Source organism: Companilactobacillus nuruki (assembly GCF_002872255.1).
Classification (GTDB): Bacteria; Bacillota; Bacilli; order Lactobacillales; family Lactobacillaceae; genus Companilactobacillus; species Companilactobacillus nuruki.
On record NZ_NIPR01000043.1, the window covers coordinates 46,764 to 63,537 of the forward strand.

The 16,774-nt window shown below is 34.6% G+C and carries 18 protein-coding genes and 1 riboswitch; of the genes, 4 read left to right on the forward strand and 14 right to left on the reverse strand.

Annotated elements, in window-relative coordinates:
- Positions 1 to 132: 132 nt before the first annotated feature.
- Both groL and groES read right to left on the reverse strand, forming a co-directional pair.
- Positions 133 to 1,761 carry a chaperonin GroEL gene (gene groL / locus CBP76_RS09725; RefSeq protein WP_102196692.1) on the reverse strand — a complete coding sequence of 543 codons (1,629 nt, stop codon included), beginning with the start codon at positions 1,759 to 1,761 and terminating at the stop codon, positions 133 to 135.
- Between the two features lie 55 nt (positions 1,762 to 1,816).
- Positions 1,817 to 2,101: a co-chaperone GroES gene (gene groES / locus CBP76_RS09730; protein ID WP_102196693.1), complete on the reverse strand. Its 285-nt coding sequence runs from the start codon at positions 2,099 to 2,101 to the stop codon at positions 1,817 to 1,819.
- A gap of 143 nt (positions 2,102 to 2,244) precedes the next feature.
- On the opposite strand from groES, the gene CBP76_RS09735 reads away from it, so the two are divergent.
- Positions 2,245 to 2,868, forward strand: coding sequence for a CPBP family intramembrane glutamic endopeptidase (locus CBP76_RS09735; protein WP_245865722.1), 624 nt, complete (start codon positions 2,245 to 2,247; stop codon positions 2,866 to 2,868).
- Between the two features lie 74 nt (positions 2,869 to 2,942).
- On the opposite strand, the gene CBP76_RS09740 is transcribed toward CBP76_RS09735, so the two are convergent.
- The 3 genes from CBP76_RS09740 to CBP76_RS09750 all read right to left on the reverse strand — a co-directional run bounded on the left by CBP76_RS09740 (position 2,943) and on the right by CBP76_RS09750 (position 6,114).
- Complete coding sequence (locus CBP76_RS09740) at positions 2,943 to 4,223, reverse strand: cation:dicarboxylate symporter family transporter (protein ID WP_102196694.1); 1,281 nt, start codon at positions 4,221 to 4,223, stop codon at positions 2,943 to 2,945.
- A 251-nt stretch (positions 4,224 to 4,474) separates the two neighbouring features.
- A complete protein-coding gene (gene manA / locus CBP76_RS09745; protein ID WP_102196695.1) occupies positions 4,475 to 5,443 on the reverse strand; it encodes a mannose-6-phosphate isomerase, class I in 969 nt (322 codons plus the stop codon).
- A gap of 20 nt (positions 5,444 to 5,463) precedes the next feature.
- The gene (locus CBP76_RS09750) at positions 5,464 to 6,114 is read right to left on the reverse strand and encodes a redox-sensing transcriptional repressor Rex (RefSeq protein WP_102196696.1); all 651 of its coding nucleotides are present in this window, start codon (positions 6,112 to 6,114) and stop codon (positions 5,464 to 5,466) included.
- A 138-nt stretch (positions 6,115 to 6,252) separates the two neighbouring features.
- Between CBP76_RS09750 and CBP76_RS09755 the strand changes: the two genes are divergently transcribed.
- Both CBP76_RS09755 and CBP76_RS09760 read left to right on the forward strand, forming a co-directional pair.
- On the forward strand, positions 6,253 to 8,166 hold the full coding sequence (locus CBP76_RS09755; RefSeq protein WP_102196697.1) for an ABC-F family ATP-binding cassette domain-containing protein: 1,914 nt from the start codon (positions 6,253 to 6,255) through the stop codon (positions 8,164 to 8,166).
- Between the two features lie 41 nt (positions 8,167 to 8,207).
- Positions 8,208 to 9,074: a DUF368 domain-containing protein gene (locus CBP76_RS09760; protein ID WP_342746077.1), complete on the forward strand. Its 867-nt coding sequence runs from the start codon at positions 8,208 to 8,210 to the stop codon at positions 9,072 to 9,074.
- A 68-nt stretch (positions 9,075 to 9,142) separates the two neighbouring features.
- Here the strand turns inward: CBP76_RS09760 and CBP76_RS09765 are convergent, their stop codons facing one another.
- Complete coding sequence (locus CBP76_RS09765) at positions 9,143 to 9,853, reverse strand: hypothetical protein (protein WP_102196699.1); 711 nt, start codon at positions 9,851 to 9,853, stop codon at positions 9,143 to 9,145.
- Between the two features lie 94 nt (positions 9,854 to 9,947).
- Complete coding sequence (locus tag CBP76_RS09770) at positions 9,948 to 10,667, reverse strand: sugar isomerase domain-containing protein (RefSeq protein ID WP_102196700.1); 720 nt, start codon at positions 10,665 to 10,667, stop codon at positions 9,948 to 9,950.
- 135 nt (positions 10,668 to 10,802) lie between these two features.
- Here CBP76_RS09770 and CBP76_RS09775 point away from each other — a divergent pair, with 135 nt between their 5' ends.
- On the forward strand, positions 10,803 to 11,519 hold the full coding sequence (locus CBP76_RS09775; RefSeq protein ID WP_102196701.1) for a GntR family transcriptional regulator: 717 nt from the start codon (positions 10,803 to 10,805) through the stop codon (positions 11,517 to 11,519).
- Between the two features lie 181 nt (positions 11,520 to 11,700).
- Here the strand turns inward: CBP76_RS09775 and tsaD are convergent, their stop codons facing one another.
- The 7 genes from tsaD to CBP76_RS09810 form a co-directional block, all read right to left on the reverse strand.
- Positions 11,701 to 12,720, reverse strand: coding sequence for a tRNA (adenosine(37)-N6)-threonylcarbamoyltransferase complex transferase subunit TsaD (gene tsaD, locus CBP76_RS09780; RefSeq protein WP_102196702.1), 1,020 nt, complete (start codon positions 12,718 to 12,720; stop codon positions 11,701 to 11,703).
- Between the two features lie 10 nt (positions 12,721 to 12,730).
- Complete coding sequence (gene rimI, locus CBP76_RS09785) at positions 12,731 to 13,276, reverse strand: ribosomal protein S18-alanine N-acetyltransferase (RefSeq protein ID WP_245865725.1); 546 nt, start codon at positions 13,274 to 13,276, stop codon at positions 12,731 to 12,733.
- On the reverse strand, positions 13,245 to 13,967 hold the full coding sequence (gene tsaB, locus CBP76_RS09790; RefSeq protein ID WP_102196703.1) for a tRNA (adenosine(37)-N6)-threonylcarbamoyltransferase complex dimerization subunit type 1 TsaB: 723 nt from the start codon (positions 13,965 to 13,967) through the stop codon (positions 13,245 to 13,247). Before tsaB ends, rimI begins: the two co-directional genes overlap by 32 nt.
- A gap of 64 nt (positions 13,968 to 14,031) precedes the next feature.
- Positions 14,032 to 14,556, reverse strand: a complete 525-nt coding sequence (locus CBP76_RS09795; protein WP_102196704.1) for a folate family ECF transporter S component — start codon at positions 14,554 to 14,556, stop codon at positions 14,032 to 14,034.
- A gap of 57 nt (positions 14,557 to 14,613) precedes the next feature.
- Positions 14,614 to 14,708, reverse strand: a riboswitch (THF riboswitch).
- Positions 14,709 to 14,769: 61 nt separating this feature from the next.
- A complete protein-coding gene (locus CBP76_RS09800; RefSeq protein ID WP_102196705.1) occupies positions 14,770 to 15,513 on the reverse strand; it encodes an acyl-[acyl-carrier-protein] thioesterase in 744 nt (247 codons plus the stop codon).
- A 3-nt stretch (positions 15,514 to 15,516) separates the two neighbouring features.
- On the reverse strand, positions 15,517 to 16,386 hold the full coding sequence (gene rsmI, locus CBP76_RS09805) for a 16S rRNA (cytidine(1402)-2'-O)-methyltransferase (RefSeq protein WP_102196706.1): 870 nt from the start codon (positions 16,384 to 16,386) through the stop codon (positions 15,517 to 15,519).
- Positions 16,387 to 16,400: 14 nt separating this feature from the next.
- A complete protein-coding gene (locus CBP76_RS09810; RefSeq protein WP_102196707.1) occupies positions 16,401 to 16,766 on the reverse strand; it encodes an initiation control protein YabA in 366 nt (121 codons plus the stop codon).
- Positions 16,767 to 16,774: the final 8 nt, after the last annotated feature.

The following is a 16,774-nucleotide window of genomic DNA, read 5'->3' on the forward strand; positions in this document are numbered from 1 at the left end:
GATTCTCTCTTCTATTTATTCGCTAATGAACAATTTTATACTTTTATTAACTAGATTGGAAATAAAAAAACATTGATAGAGTGTATCCATCAATGTTTGGAATTTACTTGATTCATCTATAGAAAAATCTTTCTACATCATACCGCCCATACCGGCAGCTGGGTTAGCAGCTGGAGCAGCAGGTGCATTTTCATCTGGTTTGTCAGCAACAACGGCTTCAGTTGTCAACAATAATGCGGCAACGCTGGCAGCATTTTGAAGAGCTGAACGTGTAACTTTAGTTGGGTCAATAATTCCGGCATCAACCATGTTTTCCCATTTGTCAGTTGCAGCATTGTAACCAACTTCGTTCTTTTCACCCTTGATGTGTTCAACGATGACAGAACCTTCCATACCAGCATTTTCAGCAATTTGACGTAATGGTTCTTCAAGAGCACGAGCAACGATATTGATACCTGTTTGAACGTCGCCTGTTTCTTTAAGTTCTTTAACCTTGCCAAGAACATTCATCAAAGCTGTACCACCACCAGCAACGTAGCCTTCTTCAACAGCGGCACGTGTGGCATTAAGAGCATCTTCAATTCTATATTTCTTTTCTTTTAGTTCTGTTTCAGTAGCAGCACCAACTTTAATTACGGCAACTCCACCAGCTAACTTAGCTAAACGTTCTTGAAGTTTTTCTTTATCAAAGTCTGATGTTGTTTCATCAAGTTGTTTCTTGATCGTTTCAACACGTTCATTGATAGCATCCTTATCGCCAGAGCCTTCAACAATTGTAGTGTTATCCTTTGTAACAGTGACCTTACCTGCTTGACCTAATTGATCAATTGTTGTGTCTTTCAATTCTAGACCAAGATCGGCTGTGATAACTGTACCACCAGTCAATGTAGCAATATCTTCTAGTTGAGCCTTACGACGATCACCAAATCCTGGAGCCTTAACGGCAACAACATTGAATGTTCCACGAATCTTGTTCAATACAAGTGTTGGCAATGCTTCACCATCAATATCATCAGCAATGATTAACAAAGCTTTACCTTGTTGAACAATGCTTTGTAGCAATGGCAAGATATCATTGATATTTGAGATCTTCTTATCTGTGATCAAGATATAAGGATTATCTAAATCTGCTTCCATCTTGTCATTATCTGTAACCATATACTGTGAAATATATCCACGATCAAATTGCATACCTTCAACAACATTTGAAGTTGTTTCGATACCCTTTGATTCTTCGATGGTGATAACACCATCGTTACCAACTTTTTCCATTGCGTCAGCAATCAACTTACCAGTATCTTCACTAGCTGATGAAACTGAAGCTACTTGAGCGATATCGTTCTTACCTGAAACCTTATGAGAAATGTTGTGAAGTTCATCAACAGCAGCCTTAGTAGCTTTTTCGATACCAGTTCTGATACCAACAGGGTTAGCACCAGCTGTAACGTTCTTCATTCCTTCTTTAACAATAGCTTGAGCAAGTACAGTAGCAGTTGTTGTACCATCACCAGCGATATCGTTAGTCTTTGAGGCAACTTCTGAAACAAGTTTAGCACCCATGTTTTCAAAGTGATCTTCTAGTTCAATACTCTTTGCGATTGTAACACCATCATTTGTGATTTCTGGTGCGCCATAGCTCTTTTCAAGAACAACATTTCTACCCTTAGGTCCGATAGTTGTCTTAACTGTATCAGCTAGCTTATTAACACCATCTAGCATTTTTGAACGTGCATCTTCTGAAAATTTAATTTCTTTAGCCATTTATTTTTCACACTCCATAAATAATTTAAAATTTTTAATTGATTAATATTTAATGTTATTCAACAATTGCCATGACATCTTTTTCATGAAGGATCAAATATTCGTTATCTTCATACTTAACTGTTGAGCCAGCATACTTATCAAAAAGAATCTTATCACCTTTTTTAATATTCATAGGTAATTTCTTTCCATCGTCAGTAACCAAGCCGTCACCTACAGCAATGACTTCGGCTGTTTGTGGCTTTTCTTTAGCATTATTTGCTAAAACAATGCCACCGACTGTCTTTTCTTCTTCTTTATCGACTGTTACAATGACTCTATCTCCAAGTGGTTTTAACAATTTAAATCCCTCCGATTAATTATTTTTAGTTTTTGTTTTTTTATTATTTAGCACTCAAACATCTCTTGTGCTAATCACAAGTTTTATATTAACATTATATTGTGAAGTTGCAAGTATTTACCTTTAAAAAAATGGAGGAAATCATGTCTTACCAAAGAAACCAATTTTTCACTTTGCTTACTTATATCCTATTACTGTCTCTAGGATCTGTTTTATCTATGCTTTCTATCACTGGTACCAGCTATTTTATCATCGTTACACTAGGGGCAGTTTTGGCCTGTGGTTTGATGATATATTTAGTAAAATTAAGTGGTCCTAATAATTTTGAAGAAAAAACCACTTTGAATCATGATTTACAATGGATAATTTTGGGAACCGTTGGTGCAATCATTATCCAATTTGGAATCGGATTTTTGGATAGCTTATTATTCCACAGTACTAGTTCTCAAAATACCATCCAATTATTATTAATGGTCAAGGCTTATCCATATTATTTCATTTATGTAATGATTGCTGCTCCTATCATGGAGGAAATCATCTTTAGACGTGTTTTCTTTGCCAATTTGATAAAGCCCACTAATATTTATATAGCAGGTATTATTTCAGCTTGCCTATTTGCTTTTATGCATCAAGATACTAGGTTCTTTGTTTATGTATTGATGGGACTTTGGTTCTCATTTATTTATTACAAATCAAAAAATATCTATGTAAGTGCTGGTAGTCATATTTTAATGAACGCCTTTGTTCTAACTATGACTATGATGTAAAAAAAGTAGCCTACCGAAAATTCGGTAGGCTATTTATGTGTGTTTAAATCGTTTGTTTTCTTACTACATGAAGATTAGTCCCCACGTTTGTAGGATGCAACATACTTTTCTCGTTTATCATCATCAAACTCTTTTTCACTTTTAGCAATAATAACTGTTGCAAGTGAGTTACCGACAACGTTAACGGCAGTACGTCCCATATCTACGAGACGGTCGATACCAGCAATGAAGGTTAATCCCTGCATTGGTACACCAATGGTTGATACCGTGGCTAAGAGTACAACGAAAGATGCTCCGGGTACACCGGCCATCCCTTTAGATGTTAACATCAAAACGACCACAAGGGTAATTTGTTGCCCTATAGTTAGATGAATATTATAAGCCTGTGCTAAGAATAACGCTGCTAACGATTGATAAATTGCCGATCCATCAAGGTTAAAGGTATAGCCAGTTGGAATAACAAATGAAACTATTCCTTTTGACGAACCGTATTTTTGCATTTTTTCCATCATCTTAGGCAAAGCAGCTTCAGAACTAGCAGTTGTAAAAGCTAATGTTACTTCATTTTCAATGATTCTAAATAATTCATAAAATTTAACATGGAATAAATGTCCTACTGCCGCCATCACAACAAAAACGAAGAAGGCCATAGTCGCATAGGCAATAATAATAAATAATGCCAAGGGCTTTAATGAGTTAAATCCCATTTCCCCAACAGTTACTCCAATTAAGGCACAGACACCAATTGGAGCTAATCTCATAACCCAGTTAGTTACCTTGAACATTACATTAGCAACAGCATTTAAGGTATCAGTAATAATTTGTCCCTGTTTACCAATTGAAGCTGTTCCTAATCCAAATAATACTGAGAAGAAAATAATTGGTAACATATCACCTTTGCCCAATGAGGCAAAAATATTAGTTGGAATGATGCCCATCAAGATTGACCAAATACCCGAATGTTTGGCTGTTTTAGCCGTTGCAGTGTATTGGCTAATATCCGAACCTTTTAGACTATGAATATCAATATAGGTACCAGGGTGGGTAACATTAGCCACTATAATACCGATAATAATCGCTAATGTTGTCATAATTTCAAAATAAATTAAAGTTTTTAATCCAATTCGTCCAAGTTTCTTAATATCCCCCATATTAGCAATACCAACTGTTAAACAAGAAATGACTATTGGCAACACAATCATTTGGATCATTGAAATAAACATTGTTCCAATATTCTGCATTACTTGAATAGCAGCCTTATTCTGATAAAATATCTGTCCTAAAACAATACCTAGGATCAAACCGATAATAATTTGCCATCCTAAACTGACTCGAAAAAACCGTTGTTTTTGCACTTTGAAAGTCCCCTTCTTAAATAACTTACTTTTAATTATAGAAGATTTTTCCATAAATGTGGGGATGATAACGATTTCAAATTAGAATATTTTTCATTTTCTTAATTTAAGTGAACATTACTGAACTGTACTTTGATTATTGTTCGATTTCTGGATAATTTTGACAAAAAAAAATACAGAATATACGTGTTTACTTTTTGTATGTTCTGCATTATATGAATTATTTTTAATATTTTTATTAGAATTGTATTCTATTCTTCGCCAGATTCTGAAGCAATAATATCTAAATCACCACTAAGTGTCCAAGCGTCAACTGTTGCGGGAACAATTAAATGAATTCCCTTCTTCAAATCGTAGTCTTTACCATCAACAGTAATTTTACCTTCACCATTCAAAACAGAGATCAAAGTATACTTACCGATTTGATGATGTAATTCAACTGGTTCAGCAATTTCCCAATGATAGACTGAGAAAAATGGTGATACTGGTGGTTGAACAAACGTTGTAAATTTATTCTTACCATTTTGTTTTGATTCAATATTTAATTTTGGATCTTGGTGTGGAACAGTAATTGTATCTTCTGATTGTTTGATATGAAGATCACGTTTCTTGCCGGTTGTCTTATCGACACGGTCATAATCATATAAACGATATGTTGTATCACTGCTTTGTTGTGTCTCTAGAGCCATAATACCTTTATTCAGAGCATGAACTGTTCCACTTGGTACATAATAAAAATCACCAGTCTTAACAGGAACTTTTCTTAGCAAATGATCCCAATCTCCTGATTCGATCATTTGATCTAATTCGGCTTTATTTTTAGCATTATGACCATAAATTAGATATGAACCCGGTTCAGCATCAATAATATACCAGCATTCAGTCTTGCCTAATTCATGCTCATGTTCAGCAGCATATTCATTATCAGGATGTACTTGAACAGAAAGACTAGCTTCAGCATCCAAGATCTTAGTTAATAATGGGAATACTTTTCCCTTTGGATCGCCAAATAGTTCACCATGATTTTTCCAAAGATCATCAACATATTGTCCAGCAAATTCACCATTCTCAACCTGTGATCTACCATGTGGATGTCCAGAAATAGCCCAGCATTCACCAATCGTACCTTCTGGAATATCATAACCAAATTTTGTTTCTAACTTTCTACCACCCCAGATTTTCTCATGAAAAACTGGCTTTAGAAATAAAGGTTCACTCATAAGTAATTTCCCCCAAAAAATTAATTTGATTCTTCTGTCGCTGACTTATCACGATCTAAGAAGAAAATCAGTGTCTGTAATTCATTTGCTAAATCGACATAATGAACACGGATACTGCTTGGTACATTGATAATAACTGGCGTAAAGTTCAAGATTCCACGTACACCGGCATCAGCCAAGATGTCAGCAGTCGCTTGGGCAGCGTTTGAAGAAACTGTCAAAATACAAACATCAATCTGTTGTAAGTTTAGTTGTTCCTTTAATTCACTAATATCATATACAGGAACTCCACTCTTGACCGTTCCAACAATTTCTTTATTAATATCAAAAGCTGCAGCAATTCGAACATTATTTGTCCGAGAAAAGTTATAATTTAATAAGGCGTTACCCAAATTACCGACACCAACTAAGGCCACATTAGTACGCTTATCTTGATTCAGCAACTTCTTGAAGAAAGTTACTAAATCGTTTACATCGTAGCCATAGCCACGCTTTCCAAGCGCACCTAGATATGAAAAGTCACGTCTAATTGTAGCACTATCTATCTTGACCCCTTCTGATAATTCTCCAGAGGAGATTTTTTTTGTACCCTCATCCTTAAGGAATTGGAAGTAGCGATAATAAATTGGTAAACGCTTTATCGTTGCGTTTGGAACTGTTGTTTTTGTCATAATTTACCACCATATGTGTGTCATTTCACTAACATTCATAGTAAATAAAAATCACAAAAAACGCAATACGTTAGAGCTATAAAGACATAAATTATTATTTAATGATAAAATTGTGAATAAGGTAAAGGAGCAATCAACTTGATTTTATTACAAGCACAAAACATTACAAAAAATTTTGGAACTAAAAAACTTTTCTCAAATGTTAGTTTCGAAGTCCAAGACAACAGCCGTATTGGTTTAGTTGGACGAAATGGAGTTGGGAAATCAACTCTACTAAAAATAATCTCTGATCAAGAGAGTTATAACAGTGGCAATATTGCCCTGAAAAAAGACACTAATATTGGTTATTTGGCACAAGATTCTGGTTTAAATAGCGATAGTGAAATTTTTTCAGAAATGGAACATGTCTTTGATTACTTGAAATCTCAAGAAAAGAAAATGCATGCTCTCGAAGCAAAAATTGCTGACCCAAATACTAAAGATTACGACGACATTTTAAAACAATATGATCAATTACAAAACACTTTCCGTCAAGAAAATGGATATGGTTACCAATCTGAAATTCGTAGCGTTCTCAAGGGTTTTGGATTTGAAGAGGAAGTATGGCATGACAAAATTTCTACTCTTTCTGGTGGCGAACGTTCTCGCTTAGCTATGGCAAAAATGCTACTAGAACATCATGATATTTTATTATTAGATGAACCTACTAACCATTTGGACATTAATACCGTTGAATGGTTGGAAAATTATCTTAAAGGTTATCGCGGTGCCTTAGTAATTGTTTCTCATGATCAGTACTTTCTTGACAAAGTAGTTACTGAAATTGTAGAGATTAATCAACATTCATCTACACATTATTCAGGAAACTACACCTTCTATCTTCAAGAAAAGAAAAAGAATCAAGAGGTAGCTTGGAAGCACTACGAAGAACAACAGGCTGAGATCAAAAAAACTGAAGAATATATTCAAAAGAATATTGTTCGAGCTTCAACAACTAAAATGGCTCAAAGTAGACGTCGTAAATTGGAGCATATGGATGTCCTAGACCGTCCAGGTAGCGACCAAGGTTCAGTTCATTTTTCATTTGATATTGATAAAGAAAGCGGTAATGACGTTTTGTTAGTTAAAGACGCCGCCATTGGATATGACGATCAAATTATGTCTGAACCAATCAATCTTGATGTCAAAAAAGGCGAACGTGTTGGTATTATTGGTCCAAATGGTATCGGTAAATCTACCTTTTTGAAATCTATTCTTGGTAAAATTCCAATGATCAAAGGTACTAGTCAATTTGGTGCCAACGTGCAAATTGGATACTATGATCAGAACCTGAAGGGCCTTGATCCTAAAAAAGATGTCCTTCATGAAATTTGGGATATATATCCTCGTCTTGATGAACAAGTCATCAGAAATAAATTAGGTGCCTTTCTGTTCAGTGGTGATGACGTTCTTAAACCAGTTGCTGGACTTTCTGGTGGTGAAAAGGCACGTCTAACTTTAACCAAGTTATCAATGGAAAACGATAATTTCTTAATTATGGATGAACCTACTAACCATCTGGATATTGATAGCAAGGAAGTTCTGGAAGATGCCTTGAAGAACTTTGCTGGAACTGTTCTTTTCGTTTCCCATGATAGATATTTACTGAATACCTTAGCTAATCGAATTGTCGATATTGGTGAACACGGCAGCAAAGTTTATCTAGGCGATTACGATTATTACGTAGAAAAAACTACTGATACCCCTGTTGAGGAAAATACCAAGACATCAACTGTCAGTGAAAAAAAGGTTCAATATCAACAATCCAAGGAACAACAAAAACAAGAGCGCAAGATTCGTCGTCAAGTTGAAGATTTGGAAAATCAAATTGCTGAATTAGAGTCAAAAAATGATGCCATCCAAAAGGAAATGACTAAAGAAGAAAATCTAACATCATATAGTAAGTTAGCTGATCTTCAAAAGGAACTTGATGAGAATAAGGCTCTACAAGATAAAGTTGAAGAAGAATGGACCGAAAAATCAATCGAATTAGAAGATTTCAACAATAAATAACTTGCTTAAATATCCGTAATTTGATAATTTTAATAAAATATATTTTTAGAAGAGGACCTATGAAAACAAAACGAGATAACGTTATCACTCGCTTTTTTAAAGGCGTGATTATCGCTTTAGGATTCATTCTCCCCGGAGTTTCTGGTGGTGTTTTAGCTGCTGTTCTTGGTTTATATGAACGGTTACTAGGTTTTATGGCCCACATCAGAAAAAACTTCAAAAAAGATTTTCTTTATTTTCTTCCCGTAGGTATCGGTGGAATCGTGGGAATTGGTATCTTATCAAGGCCCCTGAAATATTTACTTTCAAATTATCAAGTGATAGTCCTTTGGGGATTTGCAGGTACTATTATCGGCACCCTGCCAACTCTTATTAAAGCCTCAACAACTAAGAAAAAGCGTGATAAGTACGATATTTTTTGGTTCTGGATCACTTTGATTGGCGGAGGACTTTTTCTCTTCTTTATGAGTGAAATTCTAGGTACAATCCCAGCCAACTTCTTTGGGTTTACTATTGCCGGTATCTTAATTGCTTTAGGAGTCTTTGTTCCTGGACTTAGTCCTTCCAACTTATTAATTATCTTAGGAATCTATACACCAATGTTACAAGGATTCAAAAATTTTGACCCAATGGTGTTTACTCCAATTGCTTTAGGTGGCGTAATTGCCATTTTAACCTTCTCTAAGGTTATGGAAAGCTTAATTGAGCATCATCATTCTAGGGTCTATCATTTCATCTTAGGTATCGTTTTAGCCAGTACTGTTTTGATTTTGATTCCTAACCCTTATCTTGAAGAAAGTATTTCCTATCAAGGAATCACTGGGTTAGAAATTACACTTAGCTTAGTACTATTCGTTGCAGGTTGTTTCTTAGCTTTGTGGATGAGTAAATTAGAAAAATCTATTTAGACAAATAAAGACCGATCTACTAGCCACTGAATGGTTACTAGATCGGTCTTTATTATTTTAAAAATTTCCTACTTCTTCAAATATTCCTTCTTAAACTTATAAGCTGTCGTCAAATGATCATCTTTAATTACTTGAATAGAATCCGCATACTGACGTTCAAAAGTTTCATTACTTCCAGCCTTTAAAGCATCAATTCCTAATAAATCTTGATAATGCTGAACTTGCTTCATTGTGAAGAAGTCCCCCGATAACAATCCTAAGATTGGAAAATCACGGGTTTGTTCAGTAATAAAATACATTACATTATCAAAATTAATTCCATCATTATCACCAGAATTAACTCTAAAATTAGTGAAGGCACTATTATTCAGTTTCATATCAATTGGATCAGTTACACCACTGCCCCATTCCAAATTCCAAACCTGTCTTTTATGATTGAAATTGATCCTATACCAAGACTCATAACTCATTGCTGAAAGGGCAGTCTTATTTGATTCAAAAACAATTGCCACATAATCGTAAATTATTATCTGATTTTCAAAAGATATATTCACAAATGGAATAAATATATCTCTCTCGTTTAAATAAACATCAAAATCTATCATTTTTTCTAAAATATACCTTTTGACATCATTTAAATTGCCATCCTGTTTTTGAACATAGTCAAAGGTCGGCAACTCGTATAGATGATTTTCATTATTAGTCACCTTAGTAAAAATATTATCAGTTTGATCGTCATACTTTAAAATCACATATGAAATTTTGATTTTGGTTTTCATGAATGCACCTCACTACTTTTGTACCACAGATCAAAATATTTTTTAAATAAAAAGTTGTTAATTTCTAAAAAAAGAATTAACAACTTTATTTTAATTAGCTTCGACGATATTTTTCAAACAGTTTCTCATTGTACTCATCGCCGCCATCAATATTACTACTTCTAAAAACAGGCACATCTATTCCCTTGTCAACCTCTTGTTGTACAAAATCACTGACCAAAAGTTGAGCGATGAAACAACTCATTATCGTAGATGTAGGACCAGTTTTAACTTTATCGGAATGGGTAATACTTGCATCTCCATAAACCGAACGATTATCTAAAACAACATCAGCTATTTCATATAGACGAAGACCACTTTTGTGCCGACTAGTACTATTTTTAGAGGCCGTTAGTGCTGTTATACCTATGATTTTCACACCAATTTTCTTAAGTCTCAACCCCAGTTCAATTAACAGAGCATTCCTACCAGAATTAGACGTCATAACAATCACATCACCTTTTTGGAAGGAATATAGTCCCATTAAAACATCGGCGTATGAAGCTGTTCGTTCAATCAAAGTACTCTTAAAAGCATGATTCATCCCCAACTCATTTTCCAAAATAGGAATAAATTGTGCATATCCACCTGCTCTAGCAAAAACCTCTTGACCAACAATATATGAGTGCCCAGTTCCAAAGAAATAAATTTTGTTGCCTTGCTCAACGCTACTAGTTATCAAATTGGACGCGCTTTGAATGGCTGCTTTTTCTTCTGTAATTATATAATTCATATCTTGGTTAATTGTTTGACAGTACTCTCTCATTAGATCCATATTGGATTCTCCTTTTAATATTGTATATACAATATTTATATATTGATTGTACTATCATTAAAAATTAATTCAATATCTTTTATAATGTATAGATAAGTATATAATGAATTAATTAAGTACTAAGGAGTGACACAATTGGCATCTATCAAGCCCTCAACCAAACAAATTATTAAAACACTGCATAATGAAATCAGTCATATGAAAAACGCGGATAATAAAAAATATGCGACTGAAAGAGAAATTATGGAACGATTCTCAATCAGTCGCATGACCGCCAGACAAATTTTAAATAACTTAGTTGCAGATGGACTATTATATCGTGAAAAAGGCAAAGGAGTTTTTATTAATAAACGTATCATTCAGCGAAGCCAATACATCCATAGCTTTACTGAACAGATGAAAGATCGTGGATTAACCCCCAGTAGCAAAGTGCTTGAATTCAAAAAATTGGTCCCACCAGAAATCGTCCGCCTCTCTTTAGCAATGGATGAAGACGAACTTTGTTTCTTTATAAAACGATTGCGTCTAGCTGATAATAAACCATTTTCAATTGAAAAAATCTATACACCAGTCAACCTATTCCCTAAACTTGATAAATATGATTTCGAGAATGACTCTTTTTATCGAATCTTAGAACAAGAATTTCATAAGGAATTTTCATATGACAAAGAGGTTGTAAGTGCCACTAGTGTTGATGGAGAAATAGCTCAAAATTTATATAAAACAAAAAATGGTGTTGCCCTAAATGTCATTGATATCTTATATGACATTGAACAAACACCACTTGAGTATACTGAGTCTTGGTATCATGCTCAGCGCTATTCTTATATATCTATTAGTCAGAAACGTTGATTATTTGATCGGTAATTTTATTGCCGGTCTTTTTTTGTACCATTAATCAAGAGAGAACTTGATATATCATGGATTTTCTTTTGAATAATAATATGGTCCTACCTAGAAGATATTTTACTGTTTCTAAATCTTTAATAGAGCAAGTAATCAAAATCCGACTACTTACTCTATACCTTACAAATTACATATCAAAGTCCAAACTAGGATCAGCATTCAAATCCAAATCAGCAAAATCGCCCTTATCATACTGAATTTGAGCCATAGCACCGATCATGGCAGCATTATCACCACAAAGTCTTAAAGGTGGAAAGACTAATTCCATATCCAAATGACGTTTTTCAATTTCCTCAGCCAAACGTTTGCGTAATCCTTGGTTAGCAGAAACGCCTCCACCAACAACAAGCTGTTTGACAGGATGTTGCTTCAAAGCACGAAAAGTTTTATTGGACAATATATCTAAAACAGCCCCTTGGAAACTAGCGGCTAGATCATCTTTATTTAATTCCTCATGAACTTGATCAGCATGATGAACTGTATTAATAAAAGCACTCTTCAAGCCACTGAAACTAAAGTCCAAATTATCCTCTTGAACCATGGCTCTTGGAAAGTTAAAAGTATCATGTCCAATAGCAGCCATTTGATCAACTTTTTTACCAGCTGGATAATTAATCCCTAAAACCCGTCCTATCTTGTCATAAGCTTCACCAACAGCATCATCACGTGTATCACCAAGTGTATGAAACTCTCCAGGTCCGGTTACTAAAACTAGTTCAGTATGACCACCGGAAACAAGTAAAGACATAAATGGATATTGCAACTCGGTTACAAAATTAGCCGAATAAATATGTCCCGCTAAATGGTTTACTTTAATTAAAGGCAAATCATGTGCAAAGGCAACTGTCTTAGCAGCCATAATACCAATCAAAAGCGATCCTACTAGTCCAGGTCCATAAGTAACCGCTACGGCGTCCAAATCATCATAATCTACTTTAGCTTCGTCTAAGGCCAAATTGATACATTTAGTAACCTCTTCTACATGATGGCGGCTGGCAACTTCCGGAACTACCCCTCCAAAACGTTGATGACTCTTTATTTGTGTAGCAATAATATTTGATAAGATTTCTTTACCATTTTTAATAACAGCAACTGATGTCTCATCACAACTGCTTTCAAATGACAATATTAATGTATCTTTTTCCACAATAATCTCCTCACAGATCAACCATCATTTCCAATGCGTCGTGATGATTTCTAAAATAATACTTTTTATGGACAGTTTTTACCTTAAAGCCAAAGGCATCATACAAAGCAAGTGCCGGATCATTTGTCACATCAACTTCCAACGACATTTTCTGATAATTACGTTTACGACAATAGTCAAAAACCTGGTTTAACAAAAGATGCCCAATTCCCATATTTTGATAATCAACATGTACTGCTAAATTAGTTATATGTGATTCACTTTTATCACCCAATGACACGCCAATAAAAGCTACTACTTGTTCTTTATCAATTAAGGACAAATAAAGCGCATTTTTATTACTTATTTCCATCTTAACAATGTCAATTGGCCAAGGCACCGGAATCGGATAGATTGTTTCTTGCACTTTCATATATTCAATTGCATCTTTTTGAATAGCTTTTCTCAAAGTAAATTTCTGATCGTCAATCGTTATTACTTGTTCTTCAAAATCAAATCTTGGTGCTTTATTAATAAACAGGTTTTTAAACTTCTTCAACATAGGAAACATTGCCATTGTCCTTATGCCCCTTAGCATACCAGTCATGTTCCGCCTGCGTTAGACGTAAGTATGTTGGAACAAAATCATCAATATTTTCAACTGGTTTCTTTGTTTCCGCTAACTTAGCTAATTTGGCTGCATCTGGCAATGAATTTTCACTGGTAATGATTTTGGCATTAGGAAATTGATTTTGAATTAACTCTTGTAATCTTGGTGTAGCGTTAATAAATTCTAACTGACTTTCATCGTATTGCTTCAATGCATCAAATAACTTTTCCATCGAGGTGTGATGATCTTGCATTATGCTAACAAAATTATCACGTGAATTCTGATACACTCCGGCAAAGGCATTATCATTTCTAGCATCCATCAGTGGTACTAAAATATGAGCCTTATCTCCATTGGCCGCTAATAATTCCAAACTAGAAACGCCAACTAATTTTTTAGACAACGTATCAGTCAATGTTTTAGCAACTGTAACCGCAATTCTGACACCAGTGTAAGAGCCGGGTCCTTTGGAAACAGCAATTAAATCAATATCATTGATCGTTAAATTAGATTCTTCCAGCGTGTTTTTTATATCTGGCAAAATACTGATGCTATGAGTCTTCTTTTCGGTTGACTCCACGTGTGCTAAAACCTCACCATCGACTACAACTGCAACGGATAAAGGCTTATTAGATGTATCAAACGCTAATATTTTCATATTTATCCCTCATTCTTCATAAAACCTATTTTATCACAAATATTTAAACAAAAAAAAATCGACCCTATTGGCCGATTCTATTAAATTTTGAATTATCAATCCATTTAAGGACAATGTATAAAAGACCCGTTTGATAAACTAAACTGAAAGCCTCTTTTGCCAATCTTGGAATTAATAAAGTCACATAAGGAATATTAGTCATCATGTTAATCCACAAGGTATTCATCCCTGTATTAACAACCACTGTAATCAACAGAACTGTAACGAAAGTTCTCCAAACCGTTACTTTGTGATTGTACAACATGAAACCGTAAATTAATCCAGCTACTAAAGCCGAAAATGTGAATCCTAAGAAGAATCCACCAGCTGACGGCATTACCACATTACTGATCACATCAGCAATTACATTGGCAATAGCAGCTTTAAATGGTCCAAAATAATAACCCAATAAACCAATTGCAATAAAACTAAATCCTACTTTCAAAGTGTTACTACCAATAGATAACTTGGACAATACCATCTGCATTGCTATCAACAACGACATCCAAGTAATTTCTTGAACACTAACTACTGTGCTTCTACTGTTCATAATCGACATCTCCCCAAAGGAGCTGCCACCAGATATAGGCAAACGAGACATATATAAAGTGGCGAATGCGGAAACAAGATCGCGAGAAAACTCTTTGTCCGATGTTCACATTCCGTTCCATCGACACTTAACGCCTTGAATCCTACCCCAAATTTTTAAGTACTCGTTTATAATAGCACTATTTTTTCTGTAAACAAGTAATTTGCTCTGAAATTATTTATTTTCCCATTCAAATTCAGCAACAACGTTCAGAACGTCACCACTCTTTATCCAATGAATAGATTTATTGTTCGTATTATCAATTTTAGCAAAAGCCATAGGTTGACTATCAATATTCAATTCCTTATCGTACTTAATATCCATGCTCTTAATATGATGGTTGGCAATAAAATCCATATCTAAAGTATCAACCATCCAATCAAAATAATATGAGTTATTAACATGTTTATTAACATCAATATTATAGTAACCAATATGCTGTGCCTGTTTGAAGTCAAAATCAGCTGGTACTTTAATTCTTGGAAAACGAACTAATTTACTAGTTTCTTCAGCTCCAAATTTATCATCTAGTCGATCAGCTGCACCAACAATTTTGCGTTCTTTAATATCAATTAGGACAAATGCACTGGTAGCATCTACCATTCTATTGCCATTCTCATCATCAATCCAAAAATCACGATAAAAGAAATATTTATTATAACTTGTTGCTTGAGTAGTGATTTTTAACTTTTGTCCTAGACGTGGCATCTGTTTAATATCCATATGATATTGAACCACAACCCATCCCAAGCCATTATTTTTTACCATCTCACTACTATCCACAGCAGACTGATGGAGTTGTTTTTCAGAGGTTAAAAGCATTATATCGACCAAAGCTGACAAGCGCATGTCGCCAGTAAAATTGACAAAATAATACGGTACCTCCATCTCGATTGAAAAAGTTCTCTTCTCTGTCACTTTTTATTCCTCTCCAATTCCGTGATAAAGATTATAAACATCTTGTTTTTTGAGACCGTTCTTAGTTGCTATTTCTTTGATCGCCTTATTCGGTTTAATACCTTGGTCAACCAATTTATCAACTGCAAGAACCAAATCATCATCAGATTCTACCTCAATGGTCTCCTCTGGTTTACCGGCAATAATTAATACATACTCACCTTTAGGATCATTTTCTTCATAATACTCTGCTACCTGTGACAGGCTTCCTCTTAAGAAAGCCTCATGAATCTTGGTCAATTCACGTGCTAAGGTGATTTGTCGATCAGGACCAAAAGCCTCTATCAAATCTTGAACTGTTTTTTTGACCCGATAAGGAGACTCATAAACAATAGTTGTTTCAACCCGGTTTGCCAAATTTTCTAAAGCCTCAGTTCTTTCTTTACCTTTACGAGGTAGAAAACCAAAGAAGTAAAATGGCTGTGGAGCAATTCCAGAGGCAATCAACGCAGTAATTGAAGCAGTCGCACCAGGTAATGGTACAACTGGAATATCAGCCTTAATAGCTGCCTTAACTAATTCCTTACCCGGATCACTAATTGAGGGAGCACCTGCATCACTAACTTGAGCGATTTTGGTTCCCGCATTCATTTTTTCTATTAATTCTGGAATACGCTGGGCAGTATTATGTTCATGAAAACTTATTAAATTAGCTGGTATCTCTAATTTTTTTAATAATATCCCGGTATTACGAGTATCCTCAGCCGCAACCAAATCAACCTCTTTTAATGTCTTCAATGCCCGTAAAGTTATATCTTCCAAATTACCAATTGGCGTTGGCACTAAAAAAAGGCAACCCTTTGAATTATCACCAAAACTTCTCTGTTCCTTCATTCAAATAGCTCCCCTTATCTAATTTTAACTTTGTTCTTTTTGCCCTTGCCATTACTTCCATACAAAACATTCATACAGAAAATACATTCTTCATTATTCTTACGATGTGTTCCATAGAATTGTTGGCAAACATGAAATCCTTTACGATATAAATTTTCCAAATTCAATCGTGAATCGGATAACGTATTACCCTTGAAATCCTTATCTTCATAGCCAACCTTTTCCAAATGTTTTCGAAGATTATGATTTTCCATCTTTAATTCTTCTTTTTCTTCCAAGGTCTTGGATAATTCTTCTTTAAGCAAAGAAACTTTTTTACTTATATCATTTAATTGATTTGTAATTGTCTCAAATTCATCATATAAATCCTTCTCTGCCATAACTTCAC

What these genes read in the sequence shown, in the direction of transcription:
- groL (WP_102196692.1), bottom strand. Translation starts at nt 1,761, where the DNA reads ATGGCTAAAGAAATTAAATTTTCAGAAGATGCACGTTCAAAAATGCTA.
- CBP76_RS09735 (WP_245865722.1), top strand. Translation starts at nt 2,245, where the DNA reads ATGTCTTACCAAAGAAACCAATTTTTCACTTTGCTTACTTATATCCTA.
- manA (WP_102196695.1), bottom strand. Translation starts at nt 5,443, where the DNA reads ATGAGTGAACCTTTATTTCTAAAGCCAGTTTTTCATGAGAAAATCTGG.
- CBP76_RS09750 (WP_102196696.1), bottom strand. Translation starts at nt 6,114, where the DNA reads ATGACAAAAACAACAGTTCCAAACGCAACGATAAAGCGTTTACCAATT.
- CBP76_RS09765 (WP_102196699.1), bottom strand. Translation starts at nt 9,853, where the DNA reads ATGAAAACCAAAATCAAAATTTCATATGTGATTTTAAAGTATGACGAT.
- CBP76_RS09770 (WP_102196700.1), bottom strand. Translation starts at nt 10,667, where the DNA reads ATGGATCTAATGAGAGAGTACTGTCAAACAATTAACCAAGATATGAAT.
- rimI (WP_245865725.1), bottom strand. Translation starts at nt 13,276, where the DNA reads ATGGCAATGTTTCCTATGTTGAAGAAGTTTAAAAACCTGTTTATTAAT.
- tsaB (WP_102196703.1), bottom strand. Translation starts at nt 13,967, where the DNA reads ATGAAAATATTAGCGTTTGATACATCTAATAAGCCTTTATCCGTTGCA.
- CBP76_RS09795 (WP_102196704.1), bottom strand. Translation starts at nt 14,556, where the DNA reads ATGAACAGTAGAAGCACAGTAGTTAGTGTTCAAGAAATTACTTGGATG.
- rsmI (WP_102196706.1), bottom strand. Translation starts at nt 16,386, where the DNA reads ATGAAGGAACAGAGAAGTTTTGGTGATAATTCAAAGGGTTGCCTTTTT.
- CBP76_RS09810 (WP_102196707.1), bottom strand. Translation starts at nt 16,766, where the DNA reads ATGGCAGAGAAGGATTTATATGATGAATTTGAGACAATTACAAATCAA.